Origin of the sequence: Pseudarthrobacter siccitolerans, from assembly GCF_030823375.1 — a bacterium.
Lineage (GTDB): Bacteria > Actinomycetota > Actinomycetes > Actinomycetales > Micrococcaceae > Arthrobacter > Arthrobacter siccitolerans_A.
In genome coordinates, this window is record NZ_JAUSXB010000001.1 from 2948669 (window position 1) to 2961724 (window position 13056).

Sequence of the window (13056 nt, forward strand, 5' to 3'; positions counted from 1 at the left end):
CCGGGGAGGAGGGGCGCCCCTTGGTCCTACGGCTCGGCGTGGTGGCCGGCGCCCGAGGGGTCGAGCGCTTCAGCCGGTACGCCTTCGCTGACCTTGCCGGAGCGGCTGAGGGTGACCATCAGGATGCAGGACAGGAGCATGAACCCGCCCACTACGAACATCGGCACGGTGTAGCTGCCCGTCCAGTCCTTGAGCCAGCCGGTGACGTAGCCCGCGCTGAACCCTGCCAGGTTGCCCACGGTGTTGATCAGGGCGATGCCTGCGGCAGCTGCGGCGCCGGTAAGGAACTGGGTAGGCACCGTCCAGAAATTGGGCAGGGCCGCGAAGATGGACATGGCGGTGATGGTGATGACGGCGATGGTGGCTGCCGGGGATCCCGCGAACAGCGCCAGCGGGATGCTGACGGCGCCGGTCAGGGCGGGAAGTGCAATGTGCCAGGTCTTGACGCCCCGCTTGGTGGCGTCCTTGGACCAGAAGTACAGGGCGAAGGCTGCCGGCAGGTACGGGATCGCGGTGATCAGGCCCTTCTGGAAGACGTCGAACTTGGTGCCGTAGATGCCTTCGAAGCCGGAGATGATGGTGGGCAGGAAGAACCCGAGGGCGTACAAGCCGTAGATGAAGCCGAAGTAGATCGCGGAGAGCATCCAGACGCGGCCGTTGCCGAACACGGTGCGGACGCTGACGTGCTTGTTGCCTGCTGCGGTTTCGTTCTTTTCCTTCTCCAGGGCGCCGGTCAGCCAGGTCTTCTCGTCCTGCGTCAGCCACTTGGCTTTGGCGGGGGAGTCAGCGAGGTAGAACCAGGCGATCACGCCGATGAAGATGGCGGGGACGGCGACGCCGAAGAACATAACGCGCCAGCCCTCGAGGCCGAAGAGACCGTGCTGCTGGATAAGGAGGCCGGCCAGCGGGGCGCCGATCACGGTGGTCAGCGGCTGGGCCAGGTAGAAGAGGGCCAGGATCTTGCTGCGGTGGCGGGACGGTACCCACAGGCTGAGGAACAGGATGGCGCCGGGGAAGAAGCCGGCCTCGGCCACGCCCAGGATGAAGCGCAGGATGTAGAGCTGCTCAACGTTGCCCACCCAGGTGAACAGCAGGGAGACGATGCCCCAGCTGACCATGATGCGGGCGAGCCAGCGGCGGGCGCCGAACTTGTGCAGGGCCAGGTTGCTGGGGACCTCAAGCAGGATGTAGCCGATGAAGAAGACGCCGGAGGCGAAGCCGAACTGTGCCGCCGAGAGCGCCAAGTCAGTGTTCATGCCGTTGGGGCCGGCGAAGGAGATGGCCGTGCGGTCCAGGTAGTTGATGAAGAACATCAGGGCGACGAACGGCACAAGCCGGATCGCCACCTTCCTGATTGCAGATTTTTCGACCACCGATTGTGTGGTGTCCACGTTGACTCCTAGATATTGATGTTCCCGGCCGCTTCCTTCACTGGAGGCTTCGGGTTCTGTCCCTGGCCGCCAAAGCGTCAGGACGCGAGGGCGGCTGCAAAGTGTGTGAGTTCCACCATAGAAGATAAACCCCGAATTGGTCAACCGGTTGACTTGTTCTGTTTTGCGGGCGTCCATGTGCAGAGCCGGTTGCTAGGCTTGGAGCGTGCCCATAAACTCTGCCGCCTCGTCGGCCAAAATCAGCGAAGCGCTCGGCTCTGTGGGCCAGGGCTCCGTTGTGTCTGAGGTTGCCGAGCGCCTGCTCGCCTACTTCACCAGCGGCGATATCGCCGTCGGAACAAGGCTTCCGGCCGAGCGCCAGCTCGCCGCTTCACTGGGTGTGGGCCGGTCCGCGGTGCGCGAGGCCCTCGCCGCGCTGGAGATTCTGGGGATCGTGATCGTCCGGCCGGGTTCCGGGACGTACCTGCGTGATGGCATCTCCGAACTCCTGCCCCGAACACTGAGCTGGGGCCTGATGCTGGGAGCCCCCCGGACCCGCGAGCTCGTGGAGTTGCGGAGCGGCCTTGAGGTGCAGGCGGCACAGCTTGCGGCTGAACGGATCACGGCGGAGTCACTGGACCGGATGCGCGCCAACCTGGCCACCATGGCAGAGACCCTTGAAGACCTGGCCGCCTTTGTGGAGGCAGACGCCGCGTTCCACCGGGAAATAGCGGAAAGTTCTGGAAACCAGGTGCTGCAGGAGTTGCTGCAGAGCATCAGGTCCCTGCTGCGGATCTGGGTGGACCGCGCCCTTACTGACGAGGGTCATGCCGCCGCCGCCCTGAAGGAGCATACGGAGATTTTCGCTGCCCTCGAGGCCCATGACAGCGAGGCGGTCACCAGGACCATGCGCTCGCATATGCTCACGGCATCAAAGCGGCTGCTGGCAGGCTTTGACGCCTCGCAGTAGCTCTCGGGGGCCTGCCTCCATCCAACTATTGGTCAACCGGTTGACTAGATCTCTTCGACGATCCCATAATCGGTATGGCCTGCCTCACAGGCCTTCTATGAGTTCGCATCAGCACGCCGGGCAGCCGGGCCACACAAGCCCCGGACACGGCAGAGAGCAGTGACGTGTCTTTCCAGCCCCTGACGAGCCAGGATCAGATCAACCAACCGGAACTGCCCCTTACCGTCCAGGCCCGGCTGGCACCCCCGCGCCAGGCCCTGTCCGCAGGGCCATGGGCCGCCCACCTTGTGGGCGACGAACTGGCCCACATCAGCTATGCGGGCCGGCCGGTACTGCGGGCTGTCAAGGCCGTCGTCCGCGACCAGGACTGGCGGACTCCGCAACCTACCCTTGGAAATGTCGAGATCACCCGTGAAGTCAACGGCCTGAGGGCGCGCTGGAAGGTCGGATTTGCCGGCTACGGCGTTGAGTACCAAGGGGAACTGACAGCGGAGTTCACACCTGCCGCCGTCGAAATCGCCTTCGAGGGCACCGCCATCCACGCCTTCCGCAGTAACCGGATTGGCCTGGTGGTCCTCCACCCGCCCGAAGACGCCGGGCGGAACGTCACCGTGGAGCATTCCGACGGAACCAGCACCGGAGAACGGTTCCCGGTTGAAGTCAGTCCGCACCAGCCCTTTATGGACATCGCCGCCCTTCAGTGGGCCGACGCGGGCACGGCCTTCCGGCTGTCATTCACCGGCGATGTTTTTGAGACAGAGGACCAGCGGAACTGGACGGACGCGTCCTTCAAGACCTACAGCACGCCGCTCGCCCGTCCGTTCCCCGTGCATACCGGAGCGGGGGACGTTGTCCGGCAGTCGGTGCGGCTGGAAGCGGCCAGCCTGGAACCCCCGGCGGCTTTGGAAGTGGCGGCGGGCAGCCGTTCGGACGGCACGGCTGCCACTGCCCAGCCGGCGGCCACCCGTTCGGCCGCCACTCTGGGCGCTGTAGCCGGCCGGGTGCCCGCGCTTGCAGTAGGGGCCGGACCGCAACAGGGGTTGCTGAGCGTGATCCCTGGGCTGGACGCCATCGTGGTGGAACTGACCGAAGAACCAGGTGCTGCTCCGCGATCCGGCTGGGGGGCCCGGCTGCAGGCAGCCGCAGACGCGGCCGGCATCCATGGAGCGGGGCTGGATATCCGGGCAGTGACGCCGGACCCCATTGGCTCCGTGGCAGACCTTGCGCCGTACCTGGGGCAGGCCAGGCGGCTTGCGGCCTTCCACCCCGACAGCCACTTCACCGAGCCGGAGACCTGGGGTGAATTCAAGGAATCGGTCCGGGCAACAGGGTTCGAGGGGGAGCTCCTCGCCGGTGCCCGCTCCCACTTCACGGAACTCAACCGCAACAGCGGCCGCACGCCGCCGGACCCTGACGCCCTCACCTTCAGCATCACGCCGCAGATGCACAGCACCGAAATCGCGCACATCATCGACAGCGTGCCCATGCAGCGGATCGTGGCCCGGAACGCGCTGCGGCAGGGCGGCGGGCGCCCCCTTCACGTGGGACCTGTGACGCTGCTGCCGCGGTTCAACGCCGTGGCCACATCGGGTGTTGCTGCCGCGGTGGATGCCGATGACCTTCAGCCTGAACCCTTTACCGCAGCGTGGACCCTGGCAAGCATTGACGCACTAACCCTGGACGGGGTGGAGTCCGTCAGCTACTTCGAAGCGTCGGGACCCAGGGGAATCGCAGACGCAACCGGCCGGTTGAACCCGGCAGGCGAATTGCTGAAGGCCCTGGCCGCAGTAAGGGGCAGCGCCGTGTTATCAGTTCATGCCAACAGAATGTCCTCCCTGACCCTGTATCCCGTGCTGGCACCCGGAAGCTTGCTGGTTTTCGCCGGCAACCTCTCCGGAACAGCCGTTGAAGTGGACGTGCAGCTTCCCGGCGATGTGGCTGCTGCCGGCGGCCAATGCGCCGCTTTCGGGCAGGGGGCGACCATCGGATTCCGCCCCAATAACGACGGCGACACCTCGCCAGGGTGCCTGACCCTCGCACCCTGGTCTGCCGGCGTCGTCCGTTTTCCGGCCTCCGGCTGACCCTCTGTTCCCGCACTTTGCTGCCCGCTTCCGGCGGCGGCACCACGCCTAGCGAAAGGAGACCCCATGGGTCTGCGTCTTGAAGGAAAAACTGCCCTGGTGACCGGGGCGGGCTCAGGGATCGGCCTGGCGGTTGCCCAGCGGTTCGTCGCCGAAGGGGCTGCGGTCTACTTCGCTGATATCAACACGGAGGCTGCCGAAAAGGCCGCCACGGCCACCGGATCAGCCGCGGCGCACGTCCTCCGGATGGATATTTCCGACGAGGACAGCGTTGCTGCGGCGTACGCCGCCGTCGCGGAAGGCGGCAGGCTCGACGTTGTGGTGGCCAACGCCGGCGTGCAGCTTTTCGGCCAGGACGCCAAGGTGGGCGACCTGGACCTCGCGGTATGGGAGAAGACCGTCGCCATCAACCAGCGCGGCGCCTTCCTGACCCTCAAGCACGCCGTCCGGGCCATGGAAGCCGGTGGCGGCTCCATCATCTGTACCGGCAGCCCCACCGCCGTGGTGGCCTGCGGCCAGACCTTCACTGCCTACACCAGCTCCAAGGCCGGGGTCCACGGCCTCGCCCGTGTGGTGGCAGCCGACTACGCGCACGCCGGCATCCGGGTGAACATTGTGGTCCCGGGCTACACCGAAACGCCGCTGGTGCAGGCCATCGCCGATGACCCCGTCAGCCGCGCCGGCCTCGTTGACTCCACGATGCTGGGACGGCCCGGGACCGCAGCTGACGTTGAGGGCATTATGGTCTTCCTTGCCAGCGACGACTCCGCCTACGCCACCGGCGGGATCTTCACGGTGGACGGCGGCCTGACCGCGCTTTAGGGGCCCCTCCCGAACCCTTTTCCATTCAGTGAAACCCACCGCGCATCCCCCCTTCCCGATGCACCAAAGTTGAGTCAAGACGTGGTCCGGAACACAGGGCCGGGCATGACAGGAACGGTGCGGTACACACATGGAGTCGACGACGACGGCAGGGCAGATCCTCAAGGGGATCGAGTTCGCCCGACCTGAGGGTGCCACCCCGCTGCTGCTGGACCTTTATCTCCCCGCGGAGGCGCCCGCAGGCGCCGGCTTCCCCGCAGTGGTCCACTTCCACGGCGGCGGCTGGCGCACTGGCAAACGGTCCTCGCTGGGGCCCGCCGTGGACGGACTCGGCCTCAGCCCCATCGAACAACTGGTCAACGCTGGCTTCATCGTCGCCTCTGCCGACTACCGCCTCAGCACCGCGGCCACATTCCCGGTCCAGCTGCTGGATGCAAAGGCAGCGGTCCGCTGGCTCAGGGCGCACGCGGCCGAATACAACGTGGACCCGGAGCGGATCTACGCCTGGGGCGATTCGGCGGGCGGCCATCTCGCCAGCCTGGTGGGACTTACCGCCGGAGCGGAGGAGTTCCAGGCTGAGGCCGCCGGCCATGGTCCTGACGACGCCGTCGCCGCCGTGGCTGCCTGGTACCCGCCAACCGACCTGAACCGGATGGGCGGACAGGCCCGGCCTGACGCCGTCGCCCGCGCTGACGATCCCGGCTCACGCGAGGCTCTGCTTATCGGTGCCCAACCGGCGGACGCACCCGACGAGGCGGCGGCAGCCAGCCCCATCACTTACGCGCACGCGGCGGCGCCGCCCTTCTTCCTGGTGCACGGAACGGCCGACCGTTTCGTCCCCGCGGCCCAGTCGGTCACCTTTGCCGCGGCGCTGGAAGGTGCGGGCGCCGCCGTCGAACTCCTCCTGATTGAGGACGCGGACCACATGTGGGCGCTTGAAGGCAAAAGCCCGGCCGCCGCTGAGCAGGCCACCACCGCCACCATCGATTTCTTCCGCCGCCAGGCGCAAGCACACTGACCCAGAACCGTCCCGGCGCCCTTGTGCCCGGGCAGATTTGAAAGGCCTCCACATGCAGTTCATCGGCATCAACCACCACGGCGAACCCTGGGCAGCGGCCCTGCTGGAAACACGGGTGTTCCCGCTGGCCCCCGTCACCGACTTCTGGGCGGACCCGGAGGGCTGGCAAGACAAGTCTGTCTCGCTGGTAGAGGGCGCATCAGCGTCCGGCGCCGGCGCCCCGCTGGAGCGCGGCAGCGTCACCGAAGTGCCGATCGTCCCCGCCTCGGCCCGGGTCATCTGCGTGGGCCTGAATTACAAGGCCCACGCAGCCGAGGGCAGCTACAAGGACCAGGAACTCCCGCCGTACCCCACCCTCTTCGGCCGCTGGACGGCTTCCCTCTCGGTGGGCAACGTCCCCGTTCCCGTCCCTGCCGGCGAAGCAGGGCTGGACTGGGAAGGCGAAGTGGCGGCCTACATTGGCCAGCGGGTGGAATCCGCGGATGAGGCAGAAGCTGAAGGCTCAGTCTTCGGCTACTCCACCTTCAACGACATCACCTCCCGCACGGCCCAAAAGCTCACCTCCCAGTGGACGCTGGGCAAGAACGGCGACTTCAGCGGCCCTCTCGGCCCCCTGGTGAGCCGGGATGAAGTGGGCGATCTCCGCGACGGCCTGCAGGTCCGCACCCGCGTGAACGGCATCGAGGCCCAGAACGGCAACACCCGGGACATGATCTTCTCCGTTCCGGCCATCATTTCGCTGATCAGCCAGACGTTCACCCTGCACCCGGGCGACGTGATCGCCACCGGCACTCCGGAGGGCGTCGGCTATGCCCGTACCCCGCAGTGGTTGCTCCAGCCCGGCGACACCGTCGAGGTGGAGATCGACAAGCTCGGCACCCTGACCACCCCCGTGGGCGACGTGTCCCTCCGGAGCCGTGCCTGATGGTCACCCTCCATTTGCCACCGGCGCACGGCATCCCCGGGGAGGTGCAGGTGCTGATCGCCGGTGGCGGCCCCAGCGGGTTGTTCCTGGCGCTGGACCTGGCCGCCCGCGGCATCCCCAGCACTGTCATCGAGCCCCGTGACGCCGTGGACCACACCCGTCCGCGGGCCAAGACCACCAACGCACGCACCATGGCGCACCTGCGCCGGCTGGGACTGGCCGATGCACTGCGTGCCGCCTCCCCGCTCCCGGTGGACTACGCGCAGGATGTCATTTTCTGCACCGGCCTCACCGGACCCGCCGCGCATGAGCTGCGCCGGTTCCGGAACGCCTTCCAGCTGGTCCCGGGCCGCTACGGACTCCAGCCTGAATGCGGCCAGCAGGTCCCGCAGCCGGTACTGGAGGAAGTCCTCCGTGCCGCCGCGGCAGACAGTCCGCTGGTCACTTTCATCACCGGCTGGAGTGTGCAGACGGTCCAACCGGGAAGCGAAACCTCCGGAACGCCGCACGTCGTCGTACTGTCCGGCCCTGCGGGGGACCACCTCACCATCACCGCTGACTACGTGATCGGCGCCGACGGCGGGTCCTCCGCCGTGCGCCGCAGCCTGGATATCCGCCTGGAAGGCGGTTCCGCAGCGCTGTCCAACATCAGCATCCTCTTCCGTTCCAAGGCTGTTGCCTCAGCGGTGGCCCTTGACCCTGCCGTCCAATACTGGGTGGTGGGCTCGGACACGGCGGGCATGGTGGGGCCGATGGACCTGGAAGACACCTGGTGGGCCATCGTCCAGGGCGTGGACCCGGACATCACGGTCAGTACCGGGGAGGCGGGTGACATGGTCCGCTCGCTGGTGGGATCGGCTGTGGACGTTGACGTGCTGGCCACGGACCCGTGGACCGCGCGCATGCTGCTCGCGCCTTCGTACAGCCGCGGCAGCATCTTCCTGGTGGGCGACGCCGCCCACCTCAACCCGCCATGGGGCGGCCACGGCTTCAACACCTGCATCGGCGACGCCGCCAATCTCGCCTGGAAGCTTGCCGCCGCGATCACGGGGTGGGCCGGCCCGGCGCTTCTGGCCAGCTATGAGGAGGAGCGCCGGCCGATAGCTGCCAGGACCATCCGCGACGCAGCGGCAAACGGCAAGGCCCTGGCCTACCACTTCGCCGATCCTGACCTTGCCGCCGCCGGCCCCGCCGGGGAAGCAGCGCGGCAGGCGGCACATGAGGCGCTGGCGGTGAAGCGGAGCGAGTTTGATTCCGTGGGACTGGTGCTCGGGTATGCCTACAGGGATTCGCCGGTGGTGGTGCCGGACGGCGCACCCGTCCCGGCAGAGGACCCCATCCACTATGTTCCTTCCGCCAGCCCGGGTTCCCTGTTGCCGCATGCGTGGCTGGAGGATGCCACCTCCCTGTACAGCCGGCTGGGCCAGGGCTTCACCCTGCTGGCCGACGCCGGTGCGCTGGCGGGGGTGCCGGCCGACGCAGCTTTCGCGCCGGTGCTGGCAGCAGGTGACCGGCAGGGCATCGCGGTGACCGTTGCCGCCGTCGGGCCTTCCGACGACGGGACGCCGCTTTGCGAACTGGTGGGAGCGGACGCCGTGCTGGTCCGCCCGGACCAGCACGTGGCCTGGCGGGGCAGTTCCGCCGACGCTGCTGCCGCCGCATTGTCCGTCGCCGCCGGCTGGGTGCCATCATTACCTGCCGAAGCCGAACCAAGGAGTTCCCGTGTCAACGCCTTCATTCCGTGATTTTCTATATGCCCCGGACCACCCGCGGGTAGCGGAAATCCGCGGCTTGGACGCGCGCCAGTACGCGGAGGCGGCCACCAGGGATTCCTTCGCCGGGCCGATGATCGAGGGCTGGAAGACGCTTTATCCGCAGCCGTTCAAGGGCATCACCAACGACGGCGTCCTCCGCCCCGGGCTGTTTCCCCTCGCTCCGGCCCGGGCGGGGGAGGAGGCGCCCACCCCGGAGATGGTGGCTGCCGCCCGCAAGCTGCTGGACGCCCTGACCCTCGAGCAGGCATCCCGGCTCAGTTACACAGTGGATGCACCCGAGTGGCAAAGCTGGGCGAACCCGGAGTTTATGCAGCACGACACCGGGCTCCGCCTCGACGAACTGGACGAGACGGTGCGCGATGCCGTGTTCGCCGTCATTGAAGCTTCCCTGAGCCCGGCGGGCTTTGAGCTGGTCCGCAACCTCATGCGGATCAACGGCTTCCTGGGTGACCTGGTGGAGTTGCCGCTGCTGATGAACGAGTTCAGCTACAACTTCGCACTGTATGGCGAACCGTCCGAGACGCAGCCGTGGGGGTGGCAGCTGTTCGGCCACCACGTCGCGCTGAACTGCCTTGTGGCCGGGACACAGCTGGTGGTCTCGCCGGTGTTTATGGGTGCCGAGCCGGACGTCATAGACGCAGGGCCGTACCAGGGGGTTGTGGTTTTCAAGGAGCGCATCGCCCTGGCCCGCGAACTGATGGCTGCGCTGCCTGCCGGGCTGCGGGCCGAAGCCACGGTGTATGAGTCCATGGTGGACCCGGCGATGCCCGAAGGCCGTCTCCATGCCGGGGATGAGCGGCACCTTGGCGGGTGCTTCCAGGACAACCGGGTGATCCCTTACGAGGGTATTTCTGTTGCCGCCATGCCGGCGGAAGCCCGCGCCATCCTGGACGCGGTGGTGGAGGACTTTATTGGCTACCTCCCGGACGGGCCTCGTTCCGCACAGCGACGTGAGATCCAGGAGCGCTACGACGAGACCTTCTTCAGCTGGATCGGCGGCTGGGAGGGGCAGGAGGCCTTCTACTTCCGCCTGCAAAGCCCGGTGGTGGTCCTGGAACTGGACCACCACACAGGGGTTTTCCTCAGCAACGACGAGCCGGCACCGTTCCACATGCACACCGTGGTCCGCACGCCCAACGGCAACGACTACGGCCGCGAACTCGTGAAGCAGCACCCATCGATTGCTCCGTAACCGCCCTTTCAAGGGTCGAAAAGGGCATCTACGGAGTAGCCGATGATCCAGGGAACCAAGAATGGCCCGGACTTCCTTTCGGAAGTCCGGGCCATTTGGTTTGTGAACGCTAGGAGATTTCCAGCGCCGTCCGGCGCTGCGGCGGTGGGCCCACCACGGTCAGGTCCAACTCGGCCTGCGCGCGGCCGAAGCCTTCCATGTCCATGTAGGGCTCGCCGCCTTCGGTGTACATGTAGTCCTCGGTGGGCTTGTTGAAATACTCGAAGAAACCGTTGAACACTGACGGCGTGAGGAAGCCCAGCATCTGGGTGTTGTGGGAGTCCAGGGCGAAGGAGTGGACGGTGCCGGCGGGGGCGTGGACGAAGTCACCCTTGGTCAGCAGCATTTCCCGGCCGTTGGCATACAGCCACATGCGGCCTTCGGTCACGAGGAAGTTCTCGGTGTGCTTCGAGTGGAAGTGCAGCGGGATGTAGGGCGTCTTGGCCCCCTTGGTGTGCACCGCGAAGTAGTTCGAGCCGGTGTTCGCGGGCCGGGACAGGTAGGTGAACATGGTCTGGTAGCTGACCAGGCGCTCACCCTCGTGGGCACTGAGGAAGTAGGGGCTGAGCGTGGGCGGCAGGCCGGCGTCGTGCTTGAAGGAAGGCTCCACGCGTTCAACGTCCGGGAAGGTGATGCCGAACTCGGCGCCAACTTCTGCCTGCTCCTGGAGGCTGGCACTGTGGCCGGCGCGGACGGGCGGAACGTGGGAGTCGATGGGGGTGCCGACGCGCTCATAGTAGGCCTCGGCTCCGCCGGGCGTCATCCAGTTGAGGAAGCGCGTGTAGTGGCTGGCCATGCGGTAGGCGTGGGGAGTGTTCGGCGGGATGACCACGGAGTCGCCGGGGGTGAGGATCCGGCTTTCGCCGGGGAGCCAGACGTGCAGGATGCCGTCGAAAACGTAAAGGGTTTTGTGCTCCACTTTGTGGCTCACGAACGGCGATTCCGCGCCCATGCCGCCGGAGATGTAGGCGGCGCTGAAGATGCCGCCCGTGTCCGCCGCGCGGGCGATGACGGTGACCAGCTGGCCGTTGATCTCGTAGCGGGCGCCTTCGCCTGATGCCATGTAGTAGGGGACAGCTTCGCCGGGCAGGGTGTTGGCCACCGGCAACTGCTGGTTCATTTCCTCCACGCTGAGGGACATGGTTCCTTCTTTCCAGTCGTCCGGCTGCGCCGGAATGTGACCTCCATCATCGCCTGTGCTGATTCTGCGCTGGGAGTGGAATTCCAATGGGTGAAAGCCGAGTGCGCTGCGCCAGCCATTGCTGGGATGCTGGCAGTCATACCTACGCCACCAGGAGCACGATCCGGAATGACCCTCGCCACCAGCGCTGCCACCGCCACCACCGCCGAAGGAACCGTCCGTGGCACCACCTCCCAGGCTGACGGCGGCAATGTGAGTTGCTTCCTGGGGATCCCTTACGCAGGGTCTCCGGCCGGGAAGCGCCGCTTCCTTCCGCCGGTCCCCGCTGCCGGGTGGGCCGGCATGCGCGACTGTACGGTGGGTGGTCCGGCTGCGCCGCAGAACCCTGAGGTTCCCGCTCCTCCCGGCCGCAAGCCGCGGACGTGGAGCGAAAGTGAGTGCCTCAACCTGAACGTCTGGACGCCGGACGTGGCCGGTTCGGGGCTGCCCGTGATGGTGTGGGTCCACGGAGGCGCGTATCTCTCGGGCTCGGGCAGTGACGGAATGTACGACGGCGGCAATTTAGCGGGTGCCAGCGGCACCATAGTGGTGACCATCAACTACCGGCTGGGTGCCCTGGGCTTTCTGCACCTGGCGGAGCTGCTGGGTGACGAGTACGTGGACTCTTCCAACGTGGCGCTGTTGGATGTGCTCGAGGCGCTGCGCTGGGTTCAGCGGAATATTGCGTCCTTCGGCGGGGACCCCGCCAACGTGACAGTCTTTGGCGAGTCTGCCGGGGCTGCCGCCGTGGGCACGCTTCTGGGAATGCCTGCCTTCCGTGGGCTTTTCCAGCGGGCGATCATGCAGAGCGGAACGGCTGAAAGGTACCGGCACCCGGAGGATTCTGCTCGAATCACCCTTGAGCTCCTCTCGCTGTGCGGGCTGGACTCCGGGCACGCCCGCGACTTGTTGACACTTCCCGTGGAGCGGCTGCTCGAGGCCCAGGAGAAGCTGGTGCAGCGTTTCGGGGCGCGCACTTACGCGGTGCCGCTGCCGTTCCAGCCCACGGTGGGAACGCCGTCGCTTCCGGTACCTCCGCTGGAGTCAGTAAAGGCTGGCCTTAATTCCGAGGTTGACCTGCTCATCGGGACGAACCTGAACGAAGGGTCATTCGCGGTGGAAATGCGGCCGAAGAACCCTTCAGACCCGCCCTATGAGCAGCGAACTGCCGCCGTGCTCATGGATGGCGGGGCTCACCCGGGACGGGCGGGGGAGTACGCGTCGGCTCTCGGTTCCATTTTGGGAGCCAAGCCTGATGGCAAACAGTTGCTGGAAGCGGCCATTTCGGACGCCGTGTACCGGCAGCCCAGCAACCGCCTGCTGGATGCCCGGCACGGGTCCTCGGGAAAGACCTTTTCCTACCTCTTCACCTGGCGCAGCCCTGCCATGGGCGGGAAGCTGGGAGCGTGCCATGCCCTGGACATCCCGTTCGTGTTCCGGCAGCTGCGCTCGCCGGAGGCGGAATTCCTCACACGCGGAACAGCGCCGCAGGGCCTGAGCGAGATGATGAGCACCGCCTGGGCCGCGTTCGCGCAGACGGGCAAGCCCATCGCCGTCGGGTTGCCTGACTGGCCGTTTTACGGTCCTGGACGCAGGACGATGGTCCTCGACGAACCGCCACGGGTGGAGGACGATCCGCGCCGGGAACTCCGCGAGTTCTGGGCGGCGGCGCCGGAAGGCTAAG

At 66.8% G+C, this 13056-nt stretch carries 10 protein-coding genes; 8 read left to right on the forward strand and 2 right to left on the reverse strand.

Features of this window, described 5'->3' with window-relative positions; all coding sequences use genetic code 11:
• Nucleotides 1–26: 26 nt before the first annotated feature.
• Nucleotides 27–1391 (reverse strand): MFS transporter, encoded by a 1365-nt coding sequence (locus QFZ36_RS13710; protein WP_306637364.1) that lies wholly within the window; start codon nucleotides 1389–1391, stop codon nucleotides 27–29.
• 205 nt (nucleotides 1392–1596) lie between these two features.
• Here QFZ36_RS13710 and QFZ36_RS13715 point away from each other — a divergent pair, with 205 nt between their 5' ends.
• The 7 genes from QFZ36_RS13715 to QFZ36_RS13745 all read left to right on the forward strand — a co-directional run bounded on the left by QFZ36_RS13715 (nucleotide 1597) and on the right by QFZ36_RS13745 (nucleotide 10153).
• Nucleotides 1597–2340 (forward strand): FadR/GntR family transcriptional regulator, encoded by a 744-nt coding sequence (locus QFZ36_RS13715; protein WP_306637366.1) that lies wholly within the window; start codon nucleotides 1597–1599, stop codon nucleotides 2338–2340.
• Between the two features lie 164 nt (nucleotides 2341–2504).
• Complete coding sequence (locus QFZ36_RS13720) at nucleotides 2505–4421, forward strand: hypothetical protein (protein WP_306637367.1); 1917 nt, start codon at nucleotides 2505–2507, stop codon at nucleotides 4419–4421.
• 66 nt (nucleotides 4422–4487) lie between these two features.
• Complete coding sequence (locus QFZ36_RS13725) at nucleotides 4488–5243, forward strand: SDR family NAD(P)-dependent oxidoreductase (RefSeq protein WP_306637369.1); 756 nt, start codon at nucleotides 4488–4490, stop codon at nucleotides 5241–5243.
• Nucleotides 5244–5373: 130 nt separating this feature from the next.
• Complete coding sequence (locus QFZ36_RS13730) at nucleotides 5374–6261, forward strand: alpha/beta hydrolase (protein WP_306637370.1); 888 nt, start codon at nucleotides 5374–5376, stop codon at nucleotides 6259–6261.
• 52 nt (nucleotides 6262–6313) lie between these two features.
• A complete protein-coding gene (locus QFZ36_RS13735) occupies nucleotides 6314–7186 on the forward strand; it encodes a fumarylacetoacetate hydrolase family protein (RefSeq protein WP_306637371.1) in 873 nt (290 codons plus the stop codon).
• On the forward strand, nucleotides 7186–8931 hold the full coding sequence (locus QFZ36_RS13740; protein ID WP_306637373.1) for an FAD-dependent monooxygenase: 1746 nt from the start codon (nucleotides 7186–7188) through the stop codon (nucleotides 8929–8931). The genes QFZ36_RS13735 and QFZ36_RS13740 overlap by 1 nt, the downstream gene beginning before the upstream one ends.
• Nucleotides 8909–10153: a DUF3500 domain-containing protein gene (locus tag QFZ36_RS13745; RefSeq protein WP_306637375.1), complete on the forward strand. Its 1245-nt coding sequence runs from the start codon at nucleotides 8909–8911 to the stop codon at nucleotides 10151–10153. The genes QFZ36_RS13740 and QFZ36_RS13745 overlap by 23 nt, the downstream gene beginning before the upstream one ends.
• Before the next feature lie 109 nt (nucleotides 10154–10262).
• Here the strand turns inward: QFZ36_RS13745 and QFZ36_RS13750 are convergent, their stop codons facing one another.
• Nucleotides 10263–11333 (reverse strand): quercetin 2,3-dioxygenase, encoded by a 1071-nt coding sequence (locus QFZ36_RS13750; protein ID WP_306637376.1) that lies wholly within the window; start codon nucleotides 11331–11333, stop codon nucleotides 10263–10265.
• A 168-nt stretch (nucleotides 11334–11501) separates the two neighbouring features.
• Between QFZ36_RS13750 and QFZ36_RS13755 the strand changes: the two genes are divergently transcribed.
• Nucleotides 11502–13055 carry a carboxylesterase/lipase family protein gene (locus QFZ36_RS13755; protein ID WP_306637378.1) on the forward strand — a complete coding sequence of 518 codons (1554 nt, stop codon included), beginning with the start codon at nucleotides 11502–11504 and terminating at the stop codon, nucleotides 13053–13055.
• The last annotated feature ends 1 nt before the right edge of the window (nucleotide 13056 follow it).

Bases quoted from the DNA above. Each gene is read 5' to 3' on its own strand.
- QFZ36_RS13725 (WP_306637369.1), top strand. From the start codon at position 4,488: ATGGGTCTGCGTCTTGAAGGAAAAACTGCCCTGGTGACCGGGGCGGGC.
- QFZ36_RS13730 (WP_306637370.1), top strand. From the start codon at position 5,374: ATGGAGTCGACGACGACGGCAGGGCAGATCCTCAAGGGGATCGAGTTC.
- QFZ36_RS13735 (WP_306637371.1), top strand. From the start codon at position 6,314: ATGCAGTTCATCGGCATCAACCACCACGGCGAACCCTGGGCAGCGGCC.
- QFZ36_RS13740 (WP_306637373.1), top strand. From the start codon at position 7,186: ATGGTCACCCTCCATTTGCCACCGGCGCACGGCATCCCCGGGGAGGTG.
- QFZ36_RS13750 (WP_306637376.1), bottom strand. From the start codon at position 11,333: ATGTCCCTCAGCGTGGAGGAAATGAACCAGCAGTTGCCGGTGGCCAAC.
- QFZ36_RS13755 (WP_306637378.1), top strand. From the start codon at position 11,502: ATGACCCTCGCCACCAGCGCTGCCACCGCCACCACCGCCGAAGGAACC.